Raw genomic sequence first — 21488 nt, forward strand, 5'->3', positions numbered from 1 at the left:
GGTTCGCCATCCAGCCTGGCAAACCCATTCAATGTACTGGAGCGGCCTTGTTTTCCCCTCGGTCGCCGGCGGGCCGGTGGCAAGTATCTCGAGCAGGCGTTAGTTATCCCTGTTGCCTGTGGCCGGCCAGCGACAGGCCTGGGTGGTTGATGTCAGACTGCTGTCGGCGCCGCTCAAGTCGTGCCCTGGCCGGCCGACAACAACCCTTCGATGCCCGTCTTCAACGCTGCTGCAGCCGCTGCCTTCCGATCCGAGCCCTGGGGGGCGGGCGTGGGGGCGGCAGTGCGGCGCGGCCTGGCGAGCCTGCGCTGGGCGGCGTTGCTGCTGGCCACCTTGTCGCTGGGCGTTCAGGCCTGGGACCCTGAACGCATCGTGCAGGCGGCCGCCCGCCGCGGGGAACAGGCGTTGCAGGGCGCCCAGGCCCTGCGCCAGGCGATGGCCAGCGTGCAGTCGCAGGACGAGCCGAGCCAGCTGGCGGCGGTCAACGAGTTCTACAACCGGCGCCTGCAGTACCGCGACGACATCGACATCTGGGGCCAGGTGGACTACTGGGCCAGCCCGCTCGAGTCACTGCAAAAAGGCATGGCCGACTGCGAGGACTACGCGATCGCCAAGTACTTCACCCTCACCGCGATGGGGGTGCCGCACCGCAAGCTGCGCCTGGTCTATGTGCGCGCCGCGATGGGCGGGCCGGGCGGGCCGGTGCAGCCCCACATGGTGCTGGCCTACTACCCCAGCCCGGAGGCCGACCCCTTCGTGCTGGACAACCTGATCACCGAGCTGCGCCATGCCAGCCGCCGGCCCGACCTGTCCCCCGTCTTCAGCTTCAATGCCGAGGGTTTGTGGGAAGGCGTGGGCCCGGTGGCAGTTGGTGGTGCCGGCCCGTCCGAGCGGCTCTCGCGCTGGCGCGACGCGCTGGCCAAGGCGCGCCAGGACGGTTTTTTCCAGTAATTCACCGGCATGAACGAGGTATAAGCATGCCCCAGGAGGGACCATGTCACTGATTCGCCAGGTTTGGTTGTTGCTTGCGCTGACACTGGTGCTGGCGTTTGCCGCTGCATTCGGTATCACGGTGCATTCGGCGCGCCAATACCTCGAAACGCAGCTGGGGCTGAAGAACAACGACACCGCCCAGTTTCTCGCCCTGACGCTGTCGCAGCAGAAGGGCGATGCCACGGCGATGGAACTGGTGATCGCCAGCCAGTTCGATACCGGCTACTACGAGCTGATCCGCCTGACCGGCACCGACGGCAAGGTGGTGCAAGAGCGCCGGGCCGACCCGAAGGCCAGCGCCGCGCCGCGCTGGTTCGTCAGCCTGCTCGGCATCTCGCCCACGGCCGGCACGGCTCAGGTGAGCGACGGCTGGAAGCTGCTGGGCAGGCTCGAGGTGCGCAGCCACTCGAGCTTTGCCGACGACCAGCTGTGGCGCAACACCTTGTCCACCGCCAGCATCCTGGCGCTGCTGGCGCTGGCACTGGGGGGGCTGGCGGCCGTGGCCGTGCGCCGCATCCGCCTGCCGCTGCAGGCGACGGTGCAGCAGGCCACCGCGCTGACCGAGCGTCGCTTCATCACGATCAGCGAGCCGGTGGTGCCCGAGCTGCGCGAGGTGACGCGGGCGATGAACACGATGGTCGCTCGCCTGAAAGGCATGTTCGACGAGCAGGCCGCGCAGGTCGAGCAGCTGCGCCGCCAGGCCAATTGCGACACGCTGACCGGCTTGTCCAACCGCTCGCACTTCATGGGCCGGTTGAAGGTGATGCTGAACAGCGAAGACGGCAGCTCCGGCGGCGCGATCGTGCTGGTGCGCCTGGCCGATCTGCAGGGCCTGAACCGCAAGCTGGGCCACGCGACGACCGACCGGCTGCTGCAAGAATCCGCCGCCGCCATCGTCGAATCGGCGCGCCGCGCCGGCTCGTTCGAGGTGGGCCGCTTGAACGGCTCTGACTTCGCGATGGTGCTGCCTGACGTGGGCTCGCTGCGCGAGCCGGCGGTCGACGTGGCGGCGCGCCTGCGCAACCTGCTGCGCGCCCACGACCCCGCCGCCAACGCGGTGGTGGGCGCGGTGCGCTGGTGGCACGGCGCGCCGATGTCGTCGCTGCTGGCCGCGGCCGACCAGGCGCTGGCTCGCGCCGAAGGCCGCGGTGCCTACGCGGTGGAGCTGGACGACACCGGCGACGGCCTGGTGCTGGGCGAAGACGCCTGGCGCGAGCGGCTGCAGGGCGCGGTGAACAACCAGCGCGCCAAGCTCGTCGAGTTCCCGCTGGTGGACATGCACGGCGCGGTGGTGCACCGCGAGTGCCCGCTGCGCCTGCAGCTGGAAGAGGACGGCGAGATGGTGCCGGCGGCGCAGTGGCTGCCGATGGCCCGCCGCACGCAGCTGACCTCGCGCATCGACCTGCTGGCGGTGAAGCTCGCGCTGGCCGCGATCGCCGCCGACGGCATGGCCCGCGCGGTGAACATCAGCCCCGGCTCATTGATGGACAGCAGCTTCGTGCCCAACCTGCGGGCGATGCTGTCGGCCTTTGCCGGCGAAGCACCGGGCCTGTGGCTCGAAGTGGCCGAGGACGGCGCGCTGCGCCACATCGAGCTGGTGCGCGAGATGGTGACGCAGATGCACGGCTGCGGTGCCCGCGTGGGCCTCGAGCATGCCGGCGAGCGCCTGACCGAGGCCACCGGGCTGCTGGAGGTGGGGCTCGATTTCGTCAAGCTCGACGCCAGCTTCGTCGAAGGCCTGTCGGGCGACCATGCACGGCGCGAGCACGTGGCCGGCGCGGTGCGCATGCTGCACGGCATCGGGCTGAAGGTGTATGCCGAAGGGGTGGCTTCGTCTGACGATGCCACTGCACTGACCACCTGCGGGCTGGACGGCCTGACCGGGCCGGTCGTGCCGGCGGTGTGAGTGCGTGGGGCCGGTGCGCCGGCCCCACGGCATCAAGGCTGGCCCGGCGCGCCCTGTGCCCCCTGCGCCTTTCTCCAATCTCGAGGTGAGACGCCGGTCTGCGCGCTGAACGCGCGCGACAACGCGGCTTCGCTGCCGTAGCCCACCTCGGCGGCAATCAGCTTCAACGACTGGCCGCGGCGCAACAGCTTCTGCGCCAGCCCGATGCGCCAGCCTTGCAGGTAACTGCCCGGCGTGCAGCCGAGGGTGTTGCGGAAGGTGTTGGCAAACACGGTGCGCGACATGCCGGCTTCGCGCGCCAGGTCTTCGAGCGACCAGTCGCGCTGCGGCGACTCGTGCATCGCCACCAGCGCGCGGCGCAGTTGCCCGTGCGCCAGGCCGGCCAGCATGCCGGCCTTGATGTCGCCTTGCTCCATCAGCTCGCGCAGGATGTGGATCAACACGACCTCGAACAGCCGGTCGAGCATGGCCTGGCGGCCGCAGTTCTTTGATTCGGCTTCGGCAAACAGAAGCGCCAGCACCGACTGGCAACTCTGCAGCCGCTCGAGCGGCAGGCACACCACGTCTGGCAGCGCCGCGGCAATGGGGTTGGCCGTGCCGCCATCGAACTGCACGTGGGCGCAGACGAAGTGCGCGCCGTGCTGCTGGTCGGTGATGAACCGGTGGCCCATCGGGCGCGGGTAGAGCAGCAGGCTGGGCCGGGTGATCCGCAGGGCGCGCACGGCACCGTGGCGCACCTCGACCTCGCCGCTCTGGATCAGGTGCAACTGGCCGAAGGGCTCTTCTGCTTCCAGCGCGTTGATGCCGCACAGCGCCCCAGCGTGAAAGGTGTGGGCGCGGACCGAGAAATGGTCCAGCAGCGCGGCCAGGCGGTCTCCGGGATCGTCCTGCAAGGCTTGTACTCCTGATCAAGTATTGCGTACTGAATGATGCGTATCGTACGGCCTTGCCGGGCAAAGTTCGTTTCGCCGACAGAACAACCTGTCGCCGTTCAACCCCAACCCCGGAGCCTCACCATGTACACCTTCGCCAAGCTTCTTGCCGCCTCTTCCGTGGCCCTGGCCTCGCTGGCCGTTCAGGCGCAAGCCGCCGCGCCGGCCTCTATTCAGGCCACGCAGACCGCGCGCAGCGTGGCCGCGTTGGCCTCGAGCTACGTGGCGGCCAACGACGGAACGCCGCTCTACTACAAGGACTGGGGCCCGAAGAATGGCCAGGTCGTCGTCTTCAGCCACGGCTGGCCGCTCAACTCGGACAGCTGGGAATCGCAGATGCTTTTTCTGGCCGACCAGGGCTACCGCGTGGTCGCCCATGACCGCCGCGGCCACGGCCGATCGGGCCAGCCCTGGGCCGGCAACACCATGGACCAATACGCCGACGACCTGGCGTCGGTGATCGAGGCGCTGGGCCTGAAGAACGCGACGCTGGTCGGCTTCTCGACCGGGGGCGGCGAGGTGGCGCGCTACATCGGCCGCCACGGCACCGGCCGGGTCGCCAAGGCGGTGCTGGTAGGCGCCTTTACGCCGATCATGGTCAAGACGCCAGCCAACCCCGACGGCGTGCCGATGGACGTGTTCGACGGCCTGCGCAGCGGGTCGCAGAGCAACCGTGCCCAGCTGTACCACGACATCGCCAGCGGCCCGTTCTTCGGCTTCAACCGGCCGGGCGCGAAGGCGTCGCAAGGGCTGATCGACTCGTTCTGGCAGCAGGGCCTGCAAGCCGGGCACAAGGCCACCTTCGACTCGATCAAGGCCTTCTCCGAGAGCAACTTCGTCGACGACCTGAAGAAGTTCGACGTGCCCACACTGGTCATCCATGGCGGTGACGACCAGATCGTGCCGATCGAGACCACGGCCAAGGCCACGGTCAAGCTCGTCAAAGGCGCGAAGCTGATCGTGTACGCCGGCGGCCCCCACGGCATCCCCGAGACCCACAAGGACCGCCTGAACGCCGACCTGCTGGCGTTCTTGAAGGGTTGACCGCGCGTCTTGCGATTGACAGACCGACCGGCCGAGCCGGCCCCATCGTTGGGGGCCGGCGTCGGTGGTCCCCCCACATCAATCGGTGACGATCTTGCCCTTGTCCAGCAGGTCTTGAATGATCTGCGCGTTGGTTGTGAAGCCGTTGGTCAGGTCCACGTTCTGCAGCACGATGGTCTGGTCTTCGGCCGAGGCCGTGTACCCGCCGCCGAAACCACCCGAGCTGGAGATGTGCACCACCGTGTTGCTGCCGACCTTCTCGAAGCTGATGAAGCTGCCCAGGTTGCCGCCGGCCTGGCTTTCGCCGACCAGCAGGTCGCGCAGGTCCAGCCGGTCGCCGCCCGAGGTATAGCCGCGGGTGTCGAAATCGGTGATCGTGTCGATCGCCGGCGTGCCGTTGCTGCCGTGGTCGGCCAGCTCCCAGCGGAAGGTGTCGGCGCCCAGGCCGCCGGTGAGCGTGTCGTTGCCCGCGCCCCCTTCGATGCGGTCGGCCGCGCCACCGCCGTTGATCGAGTCGCTGCCCGCACCACCGTGGATCACATCGCGGCCATCGCTGCCGGTGATGCTGTCGGCGCCGGTGCCGCCGTAGGCCTCTTGCCCGGTGCGGATCAGGTACTGCCCATTGACCGACGGGTTCTCGATGATGTCCTGCAGCTCGGTCAGCGTCGGCGCGTTTTCGGTCTGGAACAGCGCCAGGTTGTCCAGGCTCAGCGTCTGGTAGGTGGCCGCGCCGGACGGCTTGTACTGCACCAGCAGCTCGGCGTTGGTGCCTTGCTCCCAGTAGACGATCTCGACCGTGTGCGGGCCTTCGCCAATGGCCACCGGCGTCGTCGTCGCCCGGGTGGTGGCCGCTTGGTTGGCGTCGTACTGCATCACCACCTGGCCGTCGATGCGGATGCTGTAGCCGTCGTCGGCGCGCACCTGGAAGTCGTAAGTGCCGGCGCTGAAGTAGGCCGAGCCGACCATCCGCACGATCGCGTCGGTCGTCTGGCCGAAGCTGCTGGTGGCCTTGAGCGTTCCGGTGTTGTTGCCGGCGTTGGCTGCGCCGAGAAAGTTGTAGAGCGAGCCGGTGGTGATGCTGTTGCCCACCGCGGTGGGCGAGTTGCTGCCCAGGCTGTTGGTGACTGCCACCGACTGGCCATACGACAGGTTGCTGGCGTTGAACGACGCATCCATCGCTGCATTGCTGGCCGAGGCCGAGGTGCCGACGATGCTGCTGCCCTGGCGCAGGTTGATGATGCTGGTGATGTCGGCGATGCTGTCGAGGTTGCCGACCGTGCCATCGCCGGTCTGCACGTTGTAGAACTGGCCCTGGTTGGCCGTCTCGTTGTAGCCGAAGTACTCGCCGTGCAGGCCGGTGGCGCTGACCGCGGCGGTGCTGGACATCAGCATGTGCGTGCTGCCCTCGGTGCCCACGTCGCCGGCGCCGACCACGATCTTGAAGTTCAGCGAGGCGTTGGTGCTGGCGGTGCTGCCATTGGGCTCGGTGGTGGTGCTGGTCACCGTGAGCGCCACGTTGCCGAGGTAGCTCGAGCTGAGCTGCAGCTTGGCCGAGGCCAGCTCGCTGGCCGGTATGGTGACTGCGCCGTTGACCACCGTGTAGCCGCTCGGGTGGCTGGCGGTCACCACGGTGGCGTTGGCGGGCAGCCCACCGATCGTCAGCGACAGCGATTCGGAGTTGTCCGCATCGGTCAGGGCTGAGGTGATGTAGCCCGACAGCGCGATCTCGGTCTTGCTGCCCCCGCCGGCATTGCCGGCTTGCGCGCCCTGCGACTCGGTCAGCTTGATGTCGTCGATCATCGCGCCGCGGCCGTTCGTGTTGAACTGCGCCGCGTCGGTGATGATGGTGACGGTCTGCGCACCGCCGTTGCCGACGAAGCTGAAGTGCAGGTTCTCCCAGTTCAGCGCGTTCTGGCCGCTGGTGCCCGCGTAGCTGGCCACCTTCACGCCGTCCACCAGCACGGTGATCTTGGTGAAGTCCTGGCTGAAGCCCAGGCGGCCCGCATAGTCGAACGACAGGTCGTACACATAACCTGCCGTGGTGGTGACACTGCGGCTCAGGCCCAGGGTCTGCACCAGCGCGCCGTTGTTGTCGGCGTTGTTCAGTTCCAGCCAGTTCTGGCCGTTGCCGGTGCCAGCGGCCACACCGATCTGCGTGTTGGCCTGGTTGGCCATCGTGTCGCCGTTGCTCCACAGCTCCCACACGTTGGTGCCGCCGGCGTAGGCGTCGGGCGTGTCCACACGCGTCCAGCCGCCCAGCGTGGTCTGCGTGAGCGTGCTGGTCGAGGTGGTGTTCGGGTTCAGCTGCGATTGGGTCAGCCCCGTGTCGGCGGCTTCGAAGCTGGTGGTGACGAGCGTCACGTCGTGGTTCTTCGTCGTCAGCGTCGGCGCGTCGGCCACCGGGTTGATGTCGATCCGCATGCTGGCGGTCGAACCGGTGGTGCCGCCGTCGGTCGGTTTGAAGTTGAACTGTGCGTAGTCGTTCTTCAGGTTGCCGGTGCCGGCCGAGTTGAAGGCGTCGGCACCACTCTCGTTCGCGTCCGGCACGAAGCGCAGGTTGCCCGCGGCGATGGCGGCCTGCGTGATCGTCTGGTTCAGCGTGACGGCGACCCAGCTGCTGCCATTGAAGAACTGCAGCGTGCCGTCGGTGGGCAGCGTGGTGATCTGCACACCGAGGCTGCTGGTGGCGCTGTCGACGTCGCTGACGTTGAACTGGGCCCAGCTGAAGACCAGGTTGGCGTCTTCGGTGCCGATGACGGCGCCGCCTGCCGACGCGGGCGCATCGTTGACCGACGTCACCGTCACGTTCAGCGTGCTGCTGGAGCCGGTGTTGGTCGTGTACGTGACCTGCGGCACGGCGCCGTTCCAGTCGGCCACCGGGGTGAAGGTGTAGTCGCCGTTGGCGTTCAACGCGAGGGTGCCGACACCGGCGATGGTGGCGGTCTGGCCCGCGTTGAACGTGCCCGCGACACCGGTGACGGTGAAGCTGGCGACGGTGAGGGCGCTGTCGATGTCCGTGTCGTTCGACAGCACGTTGCCGGTGGCTGCGGTGTCTTCAGCCACGGTCTTGGTGTCCGCGGCCAGCACACTCGCGTCGTCCACGGCCGTGACGGTGACGTTCAGCGTCGACGACGAGCCGGTGTTGGTGTTGTAGGTGAGCTGCGGGACAGCGCCGTTCCAGTTGGCGACCGGCGTGAAGGTGTAGTTGCCGTTGGCGGCAACGGCGAAGGTCCCCACGCCCGCGATGTTGGCCGTCTGGCCGGCGTTGAAGCTGCTGGCGACACCGGCCACCGTGAAGGTGGTGACGGTGAGTGAGCTGTCGACATCGGAGTCGTTGCTCAGCACGTCGCCAGTGGCGGCAGTGTCTTCGGCGACGATCTTGCTGTCCGGCGTCAGGACGCTGGGGTCGTCCACTGCTGCGACGTTCAAATTCACCGTGGCGGTAGAGACGTCGCCGTCGGCGTCGGTCAGCGTGTAGGTAAAGCTGTCGGGGCCGTTGTAGTTGGCAGCGGGCGTGTAGGTGAAGGTGCCGTCGGCGTTGACGATGACGGTGCCGTGGGCAGCGTTGGTGCCGAGGGCGAAGGCGTTGCCGCCGTCGCCGGAGAGGGTGTCGTTGGCGGCGACGTTGCCGTTGAGGACGGTGTCTTCGGTGGCTACAAACGTGTCGGCCTTCGCAACCGGCAGATCGTCGACCGAAGCGACGTTCAGCGTGACGGTGGCGGTCGAGACGTCGCCATCGGCATCGGTCAGCGTGTAGGTGAAGCTGTCCGGGCCGTTGTAGTTTGCGGCCGGCGTGTAGGTGAACGTGCCATCGGCGTTGACGACGACGGTGCCGTGGGCGGCGTTGGTGCCGAGGGTAAAGACGTTGCCGCCGTCGCCGGAGAGGGTGTCGTTGGCGGCGACGTTGCCGTTGAGGACCGTGTCCTCCGTGGCGGCGAAGGTGTCGTTCTTGGCGGTCGGCAGATCGTCGACCGAAGCGACGTTCAGCGTGACGGTTGCGGTAGACACATCGCCATCGGCGTCGGTCAGCGTGTAGGTGAAGCTGTCCGGGCCGTTGTGGTTGGCGGCAGGGGTGTACGTGAACGTGCCGTTGGCGTTGACTACAACAGTGCCGTGAGCGGCGCCGGTGCCGAGGGCGAAGGTGTTGCCACCGTCGCCGGACAACGTGTCGTTGCCAGCGACCGAGCCTTTGAGCACGGTGTCTTCCGTGGCAGCGAAGGTGTCGTTCTTGGCGGTCGGCAGATCGACGACCGAAGCGACGTTCAGCGTGACGGTTGCGGTCGACACATCGCCGTCGGCGTCGGTCAGCGTGTAGGTGAAGCTGTCCGGGCCGTTGTAGTTGGCGGCCGGGGTATACGTGAAAGTGCCGTCGGCGTTGACAACGACGGTCCCGTGCGCGGCGCCTGTGTCCAGAGAGAAGACGTTGCCACCGTCGCCGGACAGCGTGTCGTTTCCGGCGACCGAGCCGTTCAGGACGGTGTCTTCGGTGGCGGCAAAGGTATCAGCCTTGGCAACCGGCAGGTCGTCGACAGCACCGACGTTCAACGTGACCGTGGCCGTCGAGACATCACCGTCGGCATCGGTCAGTGTGTAGGTGAACGAATCCGTACCGTTGTAGTTCGCGGCAGGCGTGTACGTGAACGTACCGTCGGCGTTGACGACGACGGTGCCGTGCGCAGCGCCCGTGCCGATGGCGAAGACATTGCCGCCGTCGCCAGACAGGGTGTCGTTGCCGGCGACCGAACCGTTGAGGACGGTGTCTTCGGTAGCGGCAAAGGTGTCGTTCTTGGCGACGGGCAGGTCGTCCACGGAGGCGATGTTCAGCGTGACCGTGGCGGTCGAGACGTCGCCGTCTGCATCAGTCAGGGTGTAGGTGAACGAGTCGGGGCCGTTGTAGTTGGCGGCCGGGGTGTAGGTGAAGGTACCGTCGGCATTGACGACGACGGTGCCGTGAGCGGCACCAGTGCCCAGCGAGAAGACATTGCCGCCGTCGCCAGACAGCGTGTCGTTGCCAGCCACCGAGCCGTTGAGGACGGTGTCTTCGGTAGCGGCGAAGGTGTCGTTCTTGGCGGTCGGCAGGTCGTCGACGGAGCCGACATTCAGCGTGACGGTGGCGGTCGACACATCGCCGTCCGCATCGGTTAGCGTGTAGGTGAAGCTGTCCGGGCCGTTGTAGTTCGCAGCCAGGGTGTACGTGAACGTGCCGTCGGCGTTGACGACGACGGCGCCGTGAGCGGCGTTGGTGCCCAGCGCAAAGGCGTTGCCGCCGTCGCCAGACAGGGTGTCGTTGCCTGCGACCGAGCCGTTCAGAACGGTGTCTTCGGTGGCGTTGAAGGTGTCTGCCTTGGCAGTCGGCAGATCGTCGACCGAGGCGACGTTCAACGTCACGGTAGCCATCGAGACATCACCGTCGGCATCCGTCAGCGAGTAGGTGAAGCTGTCGGGACCGTTGTAGTTCGCAGCCGGGGTGTACGTAAACGTGCCGTCGGCATTGACGACGACGGTGCCGTGCGCAGCGCCCGTGCCGATGGCGAAGACGTTGCCGCCGTCGCCGGAAAGAGTGTCGTTGCCGCCGATCGAACCGTTCAGGACAGTGTCTTCGGCCGCTGCGAAGGTGTCGTTCTTGGCCGTCGGCAGATCGTCCACGGAGGCGACGTTCAGGGTGACGGTGGCCGTGGACACATCGCCGTCCGCATCGGTGAGCGTGTAGGTGAAGCTGTCCGGGCCGTTGTAGTCCACAGCCGGGGTGTATGTGAACGTGCCATCGGAGTTGACGACGGCGGTGCCGTGAGCGGCGCCCGTGCCAATAGCGAAGACGTTGCCGCCGTCGCCGCTGAGGGTGTCGTTGCCGGCGACCGAGCCGTTGAGGACGGTGTCCTCGGTGGCATTGAGCGCATCGGCCTTGGCGGTCGGCAGATCGTCGACTGAGGCAACGTTCAACGTCACCGTGGCCGTCGAGACGTCACCGTCCGCATCGATCAGCGTGTAGGTGAAGCTGTCGGGACCGTTGTAGTTCGCAGCTGGCGTGTACGCGAACGTGCCGTCAGCGTTGACGACGACGGTGCCGTGCGCAGCGCCCGTGCCGAGAGAGAAGACATTGCCGCCGTCGCCAGACAGCGTGTCGTTGCCGGCGACGGAACCGTTGAGGACTGTGTCCTCCGTGGCTGCGAAAGTGTCGTTCTTGGTCGTCGGCACGTCGTCGACGGAGGCGACGTTCAGCATGACCGTGGCGGTCGAGACATCGCCGTCTGCATCGGTTAGGGTGTAGGTGAAAGAGTCCGGACCGTTGTAGTTGGCGGCCGGCGTGTACGTGAACGTGCCGTCAGCGTTGACGACGACGGTGCCATGGGCGGCGCCAGTGCCCAGTGCGAAGGTGTTGCCACCATCGCCGGAGAGCGTGTCGTTGCCAGCGACGGAGCCGTTGAGGGTCGTGTCTTCGTTGGCTGCGAAAGTGTCAGCCTTCGCAGTCGGCAGGTCGTCGACCGATGCAACGTTCAGCGTCACGGTAGCCGTGGAGACATCGCCGTCGGCATCCGTCAGCGTGTAGGTGAAGCTGTCGGGACCGTTGTAGTTGGCGGCTGGCGTGTACGTGAACGTACCGTCGGCGTTGACGACGACTGTGCCGTGGGCGGCACCTGTGCCCAGCGCGAAGCTGTTGCCGCCATCGCCTGACAGCGTGTCGTTGCCGGCGATCGAGCCGTTCAGGACGGTGTCCTCGATGGCGGCGAAGGTGTCGTTGGCAGCGCCTGGTGAATCGTTGTCGGCCGACACGTTCAACGTCACCGTGGCAGACGAGACATCGCCGTCCGCATCGGTCAATGTGTACGTGAACGAGTCCGGGCCGTTGTAGTTGGCGGTCGGGGTGTAGGTGAACGTACCGTCGGCGTTGACGACGACGGTGCCGTGGGCGGCGTTGGCGCCGAGGGCGAAGGCGTTGCCGCCGTCGCCGGAGAGGGTGTCGTTGCCGGCGACGGTACCGTTGAGGACAGTGTCTTCGGTGGCGGAGAACGTGTCGTTCTTTGCGGTCGGCAGATCGTCGACCGAGGCGACGTTCATCGTGACAGTTGCGGTCGACACGTCGCCATCGGCATCCGTCAGCGTGTACGTGAACGAGTCGGGGCCGTTGTAGTTGGCTGCCGGGGTATACGTGAACGTACCGTCGGCGTTGACGACGACGGTGCCGTGTGCCGCCCCTGTGCCCAGAGCGAAGACGTTGCCGCCGTCGCCGGACAGCGTGTCGTTGCCGGCAACCGAGCCGTTCAGGACGGTGTCCTCGGTCGCGGCGAATGTGTCGGCCTTGGCGACCGGCAGGTTGTCCACCGAAGCTACGTTCAGCGTGACGGTGGCGGTCGAGACGTCGCCGTCAGCGTCGGTGAGGGTGTAGGTGAACGAGTCCGGGCCGTTGTAGTTGGCAGCCGGGGTGTACGTGAACGTCCCGTCAGCGTTGACGATTACGGCGCCGTGAGCGGCGCCCGTGCCGATGGCGAAGACGTTGCCGCCGTCACCGGACAAGGTGTCGTTGCCGGCGACCGAGCCGTTGAGGACGGCGTCTTCGGTGGCAGCAAAGGTATCGTTCTCGGCGGTGGGCAGGTCGTCGACAGAAGCGACGTTCAATGTGACGGTTGCGGTCGACACATCACCGTCGGCATCGGTCAGGGTGTAGGTAAACGAATCCGGACCGTTGTAGTTCGCAGCCGGCGTGTACGTGAACGTGCCGTCGGCGTTGACGACGACCGCGCCGTGAGCGGCGCCGGTGCCTAGGGCGAAGGTGTTTCCGCCGTCGCCGGAGAGGGTGTCGTTGCCTGCGACCGAGCCGTTCAACACGTTGTCTTCGGTGGCGTTGAACGTATCGGCCTTGGCCGCCGGCAGATCGTCCACCGAAGCGACGTTCAACGTGACAGTCGCCGTCGACACATCGCCGTCCGCATCGGTCAGCGTGTACGTGAACGAGTCCGCACCGTTGTAGTTGGCGGCTGGCGTGTACGTGAACGTACCGTCGGCGTTGATGACGACGGTGCCGTGAGCGGCACCGGTGCCGAGGGCAAAAGTGTTGCCGCCGTCGCCGGACAAGGTGTCATTGCCCGCCACGGAGCCGTTGAGAACGGTGTCCTCGGTGGCGGAGAACGTGTCGTTCTTTGCCGTCGGCAGATCGTCGACCGATGCGACGTTCAGCGTGACGGTGGCCGTCGAGACATCGCCATCCGCATCGGTCAACGCATACGAGAACGAGTCGGGGCCGTTGTAGTTGGCGGCGGGGGTGTACGTGAACGTGCCGTCGGCATTGACGGTGACCGTGCCGTGAGCAGCACCGGTGCCGAGAGCGAAGGTGTTGCCGCCATCGCCGGAGAGCGTGTCGTTGCCGGCGACTGAACCGTTCAAGACGGTGTCTTCGGTAGCGGCGAAGGTGTCGTTCTTGGCCGTGGGCAGGTCATCAATGGAAGCTACGTTCAGCGTGACGGTAGCCGTCGACACATCGCCATCGGCATCGGTCAGGGTATAGGTGAACGAGTCCGCACCGTTGTAGTTGGCGGCTGGCGTGTACGTGAAAGTGCCATCAGCGTTGACGACGACAGTTCCGTGAGCGGCGTTGGTGCCGAGGGCGAACGTGTTGCTGCCGTCGCCGGACAAGGTGTCATTGCCCGCCACGGAGCCGTTGAGAACGGTGTCCTCGGTGGCGGAGAACGTGTCGTTCTTTGCCGTCGGCAGATCGTCGACCGAAGCGACGTTCAGCGTGACGGTCGCGGTCGACACGTCCCCATCAGCGTCGGTCAGGGTGTAGGTGAACGAGTCCGGGCCGTTGTAGTTTGCAGTCGGCGTGTACGTGAACGTGCCGTCGGCGTTGACGACGGCGATGCCGTGGGCGGCATTGGTACCGATGGCGAAGGCGTTGCCGCCGTCGCCGGAGAGGGAGTCGTTGCCAGCAACCGAGCCGTTGAGAACGGCATCTTCGGTCGCGGCGAATGTGTCGGCCTTGGCGACCGGCAGGTCGTCGACCGAGGTGACGTTTAGCGTGACCGTCGCAGTCGACACATCGCCGTCGGCATCCGTCAGCGTGTAGGTAAACGAGTCCGGGCCGTTGTAGTTGGAAGCCGGGGTGTACGCGAACGTGCCGTCCGCGTTGATGACGACTGTGCCGTGAGCAGTACCGGTTCCGAGCGCGAAGGTGTTTCCGCCGTCGCCAGACAGCGTGTCATTGCCGGCGACGGAGCCGTTCAGGACGGTGTCTTCCGTGGCTGAAAACGTGTCGTTCTTGGCCGCGGGCAGGTCATCGACCGAGACGACATTGAGCGTGACCGTGGCCGTTGACACGTCGCCATCGGCATCCGTCAGCGCGTACGTGAACGAGTCCGGCCCGTTGTAGTTGGCGGCCGGGGTATAGGTGAACGTGCCGTCGGCGTTGACGACGACAGTGCCGTGAGCGGCGTTGGTGCCGAGGGCGAAGGTGTTTCCGCCGTCGCCGGAGAGCGTGTCGTTGCCGGCGACTGAACCGTTCAAGACGGTGTCTTCGGTAGCGGCGAAGGTGTCGTTCTTGGCCGTGGGCAGGTCATTAACGGAAGCGACGTTGAGCGTGACGGTGGCCGTCGAGACGTCGCCGTCTGCATCGGTCAACGTGTAGGTGAAAGAGTCGGGGCCGTTGTAATTGGCGGCGGGCGTGTAGGTGAAGGTGCCGTCGGCGTTGACGACGACGGTGCCGTGGGCAGCGTTGGTGCCGAGGGCGAAGGCGTTGCCGCCGTCGCCGGAGAGGGTGTCGTTGGCGGCGACTGAACCGTTCAAGACGGTGTCTTCGGTCGCGGCGAAGGTGTCGTTCTTGGCCGTGGGCAGGTCATCAACGGAAGCGACGTTCAGCGTGACGGTCGCCGTCGACACATCGCCATCGACGTCGGTCAGGGTGTAGGTGAACGAATCCGGGCCGTTGTAGTTCCCGGCAGGCGTGTACGTGAACGTGCCGTCGGCGTTGACGATGACGGTGCCGTGGGCGGCGTTGGTGCCGAGAGCGAAGGCGTTGCCGCCGTCGCCGGAGAGGGTGTCGTTGCCAGCAACCGAGCCGTTGAGAACGGTATCTTCGGTGGCGGCGAAGGTGTCGTTCTTGGCGGTCGGCAGATCGTCGATCGAGGCGACGTTCAGGGTGACGATTGCAGTTGAGGCTTCGCCATCCGCATCGGTCAACGTGTACGTAAACGAGTCTGGGCCGTTGTAGTTGGCGGCAGGGGTGTACGTGAACGTGCCGTCGGCATTGACGACGACTACGCCGTGAGCTGCGCCGGTGCCCAGAGCGAAGGCGTTGCCGCCGTCGCCGGAGAGCTTGTCATTGCCAGCCACCGAGCCATTCAGGACCGTGTCTTCGGTGGCGGAGAACGTGTCGTCCTTGGCAGTCGGCAGATCGTCGACCGAAGCGACGTTCAACGTGACCGTCGCGGTCGATACGTCGCCATCGGCGTCGGTCAGCGTGTAGGTGAAGCTGTCGGGGCCGTTGTAGTTGGCGGCCGGGGTATAGGTGAACGTGCCGTCGGCATTGACGACGACGGTGCCGTGGGCGGCGCCGGTGCCGAGGGCGAAGGCGTTGCCGCCGTCGCCGGACAGCGTGTCGTTGCCGGCGACTGACCCGTTCAGGACGATGTCTTCGGTGGCAGCGAAGGTGTCGTTCTTGGCGGTCGGCAGATCGTCGACCGAAGCGACGTTCAGCGTGACGGTGGCCGTCGAGACATCGCCATCGGCGTCAGTCAGCGTGTACGTGAACGAGTCCGGGCCGTTGTAGTTGGCGACCGGGGTGTAGGTGAACGTGCCGTCGGCGTTGACGATGACGGTGCCGTGAGCGGCGTTGGTGCCGAGGGCGAAGGCGTTGCCGCCGTCGCCGGAGAGGGTGTCGTTGCCTGCGACCGAGCCGTTCAACACGTTGTCTTCGGTGGCGTTGAACGTATCGGCCTTGGCCGCCGGCAGATCGTCCACCGAAGCGACGTTCAACGTGACAGTCGCCGTCGACACATCGCCGTCCGCATCGGTCAGCGTGTACGTGAACGAGTCCGCACCGTTGTAGTTGGCGGCTGGCGTGTACGTGAACGTACCGTCGGCGTTGATGACGACGGTGCCGTGAGCGGCACCGGTGCCGAGGGCAAAAGTGTTGCCGCCGTCGCCGGACAAGGTGTCATTGCCCGCCACGGAACCGTTGAGGACGGTGTCTTCAGCAGCGGCGAAGGTGTCGCTCTTGGCGGTCGGCAGATCGTCGACCGAAGCGACGTTCAGCGTGACGGTGGCCGTCGAGACATCGCCATCCCCATCGGTCAACGTATACGTGAACGAGTCGGGGCCGTTGTAGTTGGCGGCCGGGGTGTAGGTGAACGTGCCATCGGCGTTGACGACGACAGTGCCGTGAGCGGCACCGGTACCGAGAGCGAAGGTGTTGCCGCCGTCGCCGGAGAGTGTGTCGTTGCCGGCGACTGAACCGTTCAAGACGGTGTCTTCGGTCGCGGCGAAGGTGTCGTTCTTGGCGGTGGGCAGGTCATCAACGGAAGCGATGTTCAGCGTGACGGTGGCGTTCGAGACGTCGCCATCCGCATCCGTGAGCGTGTAGGTGAACGAGTCGGGGCCGTTGTAGTTGGCGGCGGGGGTGTAGGTGAAAGTGCCGTCGGCGTTGACGATGACGGTGCCGTGGGCAGCGTTAGTGCCGAGCGCGAATGTGTTGCCACCGTCGCCGGAGAGCGTGTCGTTGCCAGCCACGGAGCCATTGAAGACGGTGTCTTCGGTGGTGTTGAACGTGTCGGCCTTTGCGGTGGGCAGGTCATCGACCGAGGCGACATTCAAGGTCACAGTGGCCGTCGAGACGTCGCCGTCGGCGTCGGTCAGCGTGTAGGTGAACGAGTCTGGGCCGTTGTAGTTGGCGGTCGGGGTATAGGTGAACGTGCCGTCAGCGTTGACGACGACAGTTCCGTGGGCGGCGTTGGTGCCGAGGGAGAACGTGTTGCTGCCGTCGCCGGACAAGGTGTCATTGCCCGCCACGGAGCCGTTGAGAACGGTGTCCTCGGTGGCGGAGAACGTGTCGTTCTTTGCCGTCGGCAGATCGTCGACCGAAGCGACGTTCAGCGTGACGGTCGTGGTCGACACGTCCCCATCAGCATCGGTCAGGGTGTAGGTGAACGAATCCGGGCCGTTGTAGTTCGCAGCCGGCGTGTACGTGAACGTGCCGTCAGCGTTGACGACGACGGTGCCGTGAGCCGCGCCGGTGCCGAGGGCGAAGGTGTTGCTACCGTCGCCGGAGAGGGTGTCGTTCCCAGCAACCGAGCCGTTGAGAACGGTGTCTTCGGTGGCAGCGAAGGTGTCGTTCTTGGCGGTCGGCAGATCGTCGATGGAGGCGACGTTCAGGGTGACGGTTGCAGTTGAGGCATCGCCGTCCGCATCCGTCAGCGTGTAGGTGAAGCTGTCCGGGCCGTTGTAGTTGACAGTCGGGGTGTACGTGAAAGTGCCGTCGGCATTGACGACGACCGTGCCGTGAGCGGCGCCGGTGCCGAGGGCGAAGGTGTTGCCCCCATCGCCGGACAGCGTGTCGTTGCCGGCGACAGAGCCGTTGAGGACGGTGTCCTCGGTCGCGTTGAACGCGTCAGCCTTCGCAACCGGCAGATCGTCGACCGAAGCGACGTTCAGCGTGACGGTGGCCGTCGAGACGTCGCCGTCCGCATCCGTCAGCGTGTAGGTGAAGCTGTCCGGACCGTTGTAGCTGGCGGTCGGGGTGTAGGTGAACGTGCCGTCGGCGTTGACGACAACGGTGCCATGCGCCGCACCCGTGCCTAACGCGAAGGTGTTGCGGCCGTCGCCAGAGAGCGTGTCGTTGCCAGCGACCGAGCCGTTCAGCAAGGTGTCTTCAGTCGCGCTGAACGTATCGGCCTTGGCCGTTGGCAGGTCGTTGACGGAAGCGACGTTCAGCGTGACGGTTGCAGTGGAGACGTCGCCATCGACGTCAGTCACCGTGTAGGTGAACGAGTCGGCCCCGTTGTAGTTCGCCGCCGGCGTGTACGTGAACGTGCCATCCACATTGACGACCACGGTGCCGTGGGCGGCGCCGGTGCCGAGGGCAAAGGTGTTGCCGCCGTCGGCAGACAGGCTGTCATTGCCGCCCAGTGATCCGCTCAGTGGGGTGTCTTCGGTGGCCGAGAAGCTGTCGTTGCCCGCAGACGGCTGGTCGTCGACCGGCTGGATGACCAGTGTTGCCTGGGCGGTGGCGCTGCCGCCGTGGCCATCGCTCACCGTGTAGTCGAAGCTCAGCGTGCCGTGGTAGTTCGGGGCCGGCAGGAAGGTGAGGGTGCCGTCGGCGTTGAGGCTCAACTGGCCTTCGGGCAGCGTCACCGGGTGGCCGGCGCTGACGGCCTGGCCGTTGATCGCGGTGATGCTGAGCGCGTCGCCGTCCGCATCGGTGTCGTTTGAGCGCGGGTCGAAGGTGAGCGGGAGATCTTCGGCGCCGGCGACGGTGTTGTCGCGCGCCACCGGTGCGTCGTTGACCGGGCTGACCTCGACGTGCACGTTGGCCTGCACTGGCGCGCGGCCGTCGGTCGCGGTGTAGTGAAAGTCGACCGGGCCGCTGGTGCCGGGGGCGGGGGTGAATTCGAGTCGGCCATCGGCCGTCAGGCGCACGTCGCCCAGCGGCAAGCCGTTGCCGTCCACCAGATGCACAGGTGTGCCGGCGCTGATCGGTTGGCCGTTCACCTCGGTGATCGTCAGCGCGTCGCCATCGCGGATGCTGTCGTTGGCCAGCACGTCGATCACGACGGGCGTGTTCTCTGCCGTGCTGGCGCTGTCGGCAACCACGGTCGGCGCGTCCGCGACCGGCGTCACGCTCAGGCCGACATGGCCGGTGGCGCTGCCGCCGTGACCGTCACTGACGGTGTAGTTGAAATCGGCCGGGCCGTGGTAGTCGGGGGCCGGCGTGAAAGTCAGCGAGCCATCGGGGTTCAGGCTGACGGTGCCGATCGGCAGGCCACGGTCATCGGTCACGCTGACCGGGGTCTGCGCGTCGATCGGGTGGCCGTTGATCTCGGTGATCGCCAACGGGTCGCCGTCGGCGTCGGTGTCGTTGCCGCGCGGGTCCAGCACCACCGGCGTGTCTTCGGTGGTGGTGGTCAGGTCGCCGGCCGCCACCGGGCCGTCGTTCACAGGTGTCACGGTCACGACGATGGTCGAGCTGGCCGGCGCGCCGCTGCCGTCGTCGGCCGAGTAGGGGATCGTGACGCTGCCGTTGAAGTCCGGCGCGGGGGTGAAGGTGAGGGTGCCGTTCGGGTTGAGCGTGACGGCGCCTTGCGGCAGCACGACCGGCTGGCCCACCGCGATCGGCTGGCCGGCCACGGTTTGCACCGCTGGGGTGCCGGCGCCGCTGAACATGTCGTTGCCGCGCGGGTCGATATTGACGCTGCCATCTTCGGTGACCGTGGCGCTGTCCGGCGAGGCGATATTCGCGGCACTGGTATCGGGCGCAGTTTCGTCGCTGCGCGCGGTGATGGTCTGGCCGGATATCGGCTCGGTGCCGATGCCGGCCGGCGTCACGGTTTCGCTGATGCGGTCCACCCGCAGGCCGGGCTGCAAATCGCCGCCATCGGCGCCTTGCAGGCCGGCGGCTGGTGCGGCGTCAGGTGCGCCCTGGTCCACCTCGGCAATCACCCGCTCCAGATCGGCGATCGTGGCGTGCCGGGCAGCTTCGACCTGCACGATGCCGTCCTGGCCGGTCAGTACGACTTCGCCCTTCTTGACGACGTCGCCCACCTTCAGCGGCTGGATATGGCCCTCGGCGTCGCGCACGAAGGCCACGCCCCACAGGCCAACGACCTTGCCCGTCAGCTGCCGCGCGGGTACGTAGCCCTTGACGATCAGCGCCTGGACGGCGGGGTCGTTCGCCAGCCTGTCTGCCCCTGCATGATGCACCGCCACATGAACCGCGCGGCCCCCTTGGGTCTCCCTGGCGGAAACGTTTTCGGACGATGACATGCGCGGTGCTCCAGACTGGCTTTTGCCTTGTGCGCGAGCTTAGAAGCCCGCGCCTTCTTATCGGCACGTCGCGCACTTTCCTTGTGACTCCTGTCACCGGAGAAAGTCGCACAAACGTAAATAAAGGCAGTTGGAGCGACACCGAGCCCTCCCGGGCCCGGGGGAACTAGCGTTCGCGCAAGGCGTAGGCCTTCGCTTTGAGTACCGGTTTGAGCAAATAGGCCAGCACGGTTTTCTGGCCGGTGAGCACGTCGACCTCGGCCGTCATGCCGGGGATGACGGGCAGTTTCTCGTCGAAATTCGGCCGAATGGTTCGCACGCGGACGAGGTAATAGGCATTGCCCTTTTCGTCGATCACGGTGTCGGGGCTGATGTTCTCGACCTTGGCTTCGAGGCCGCCGAATATCGAGAAATCGTAGGCGGTGAATTTGACGATCGCGTCCTGGCCGGGGCGGATGAAGGCGATGTCCTTCGGCAATACACGCGCTTCCAATACCAGCGCATCGTCGAGCGGCACGATTTCGACAATATCCTTGCCAGGTTGCACTACGCCGCCCACGGTATTGGCCAGCAGGCGCTGCACCCGCCCGCGCACCGGGGATTTGACCTGCGCCTTGTCGACTTTGTCGGCCAGCGCCACCGAGCCTTCGCTGAGCACATTGAGCTTGCCCATGGCCTCGTTCAGGTCCTTGCGTGCGTCGTTGCGGAACGACAGCTCGGTCTCCTGGATTTTGCGGCTGGCCTCGCCGATGGCCGCCTGCACGCGCGAGATCTGCGCCTGCGCCTGCTCCGAGTCGCCCTTGTTGCGGGTCACGTCCCGTTCGAGCCGCAGGATCTCGACCTGCGACACCGCGCCGGTGGCCAGCAGCGGCCGCGTCTGGTTCAGCTCTTGCTGCGCCAGCTCGAGCCCGCGCAGCGCGGCGCTGCGCTTGGCCTGGGCCTCGATCAGCTCTTGCTCGCGCTGCATCAGTTGCTGGCGGCTGATCGACACCAAGGTGTTCAGCTCGCTCAGCTTCGATTCGTACAGCCGCTTCTCGTCGTCCAGGATGTGGCGTTCCTCGTCGTCGCTCGGCTCGGGCGGCTTGAAGGCCGAGCCTTCGCCGAGCGCGCGCAGGCGGGCCACGCGGGCGCGCAGCGCAAAGCCCTGGGCCGCGCTCTCGCGCACGCCCGAGGTGGCGCGGGTCTCGTCGATGCGCAGCAGCAACTGGCCGGCCTCGACCTGCTGGCCTTCGCGCACCAGGATCTCGGCGACCACGCCACCGTCCAGAGACTGCAGCACCTGCAACTGGCGCGACGGCACGACGCGGCCTTCGCCGCGCGTCACCTCGTCGACCCGCGCAAAAGCGGCCCAGACCAGCAGCACGACCACCACGCCCAGCGTGATGCGCACGATGTGCTGCGCGCGCCGCGTGGCCTGGCGCGACATCACGCCCTCGGCGGCGCGCTCGAAGTCGCTCATGCCAGGCATCAGGTTCGGCTCTTCGGCGCCGCCCAGCGCCAGGCCGATCGCGCGCACGATCTTTCGCCAGCCCACCGGCGGCGCTTCCGCCACCGCCGCGGGGCCGGCGGGGGGCATGCCGCTCGCCGGCAGAGCGGTCTCCACCGTCGTCACCTGCGCGGTGGCCGGCGGGTTGGTTGGCGGGTTGGTG

The 21488-nt window shown here is 66.7% G+C and carries 6 protein-coding genes; 3 read left to right on the forward strand and 3 right to left on the reverse strand.

The annotated features are described in order from the left end of the window. The first annotated feature begins 210 nt into the window (after nucleotides 1-210). Nucleotides 211-951, forward strand: coding sequence for a transglutaminase-like cysteine peptidase (locus ACE3SG_RS21320; protein WP_374568226.1), 741 nt, complete (start codon nucleotides 211-213; stop codon nucleotides 949-951). A gap of 43 nt (nucleotides 952-994) precedes the next feature. Continuing rightward, nucleotides 995-2899, forward strand: coding sequence for a LapD/MoxY N-terminal periplasmic domain-containing protein (locus ACE3SG_RS21325; RefSeq protein ID WP_374568227.1), 1905 nt, complete (start codon nucleotides 995-997; stop codon nucleotides 2897-2899). A gap of 32 nt (nucleotides 2900-2931) precedes the next feature. Here ACE3SG_RS21325 and ACE3SG_RS21330 read toward each other — a convergent pair whose 3' ends face one another. Further along, nucleotides 2932-3792 (reverse strand): cupin domain-containing protein, encoded by an 861-nt coding sequence (locus ACE3SG_RS21330; RefSeq protein WP_374568228.1) that lies wholly within the window; start codon nucleotides 3790-3792, stop codon nucleotides 2932-2934. Between the two features lie 123 nt (nucleotides 3793-3915). Between ACE3SG_RS21330 and ACE3SG_RS21335 the strand changes: the two genes are divergently transcribed. Beyond that, on the forward strand, nucleotides 3916-4875 hold the full coding sequence (locus ACE3SG_RS21335; RefSeq protein ID WP_374568229.1) for an alpha/beta fold hydrolase: 960 nt from the start codon (nucleotides 3916-3918) through the stop codon (nucleotides 4873-4875). Nucleotides 4876-4953: 78 nt separating this feature from the next. Here the strand turns inward: ACE3SG_RS21335 and ACE3SG_RS21340 are convergent, their stop codons facing one another. Both ACE3SG_RS21340 and ACE3SG_RS21345 read right to left on the reverse strand, forming a co-directional pair. After that, nucleotides 4954-19839, reverse strand: a complete 14886-nt coding sequence (locus ACE3SG_RS21340) for an Ig-like domain-containing protein (RefSeq protein ID WP_374568230.1) — start codon at nucleotides 19837-19839, stop codon at nucleotides 4954-4956. A gap of 166 nt (nucleotides 19840-20005) precedes the next feature. Next, a complete protein-coding gene (locus tag ACE3SG_RS21345) occupies nucleotides 20006-21415 on the reverse strand; it encodes an HlyD family type I secretion periplasmic adaptor subunit (RefSeq protein WP_374568277.1) in 1410 nt (469 codons plus the stop codon). Nucleotides 21416-21488: the final 73 nt, after the last annotated feature.

Origin of the sequence: Ideonella sp., from assembly GCF_041914305.1 — a bacterium.
In the GTDB taxonomy this organism is placed as follows: Bacteria; Pseudomonadota; Gammaproteobacteria; order Burkholderiales; family Burkholderiaceae_C; genus Ideonella.

Bases quoted from the DNA above. Each gene is read 5' to 3' on its own strand.
- ACE3SG_RS21320 (WP_374568226.1), top strand. From the start codon at position 211: ATGCCCGTCTTCAACGCTGCTGCAGCCGCTGCCTTCCGATCCGAGCCC.
- ACE3SG_RS21325 (WP_374568227.1), top strand. From the start codon at position 995: ATGTCACTGATTCGCCAGGTTTGGTTGTTGCTTGCGCTGACACTGGTG.
- ACE3SG_RS21335 (WP_374568229.1), top strand. From the start codon at position 3,916: ATGTACACCTTCGCCAAGCTTCTTGCCGCCTCTTCCGTGGCCCTGGCC.
- ACE3SG_RS21340 (WP_374568230.1), bottom strand. From the start codon at position 19,839: ATGTCATCGTCCGAAAACGTTTCCGCCAGGGAGACCCAAGGGGGCCGC.
- ACE3SG_RS21345 (WP_374568277.1), bottom strand. From the start codon at position 21,415: ATGCCCCCCGCCGGCCCCGCGGCGGTGGCGGAAGCGCCGCCGGTGGGC.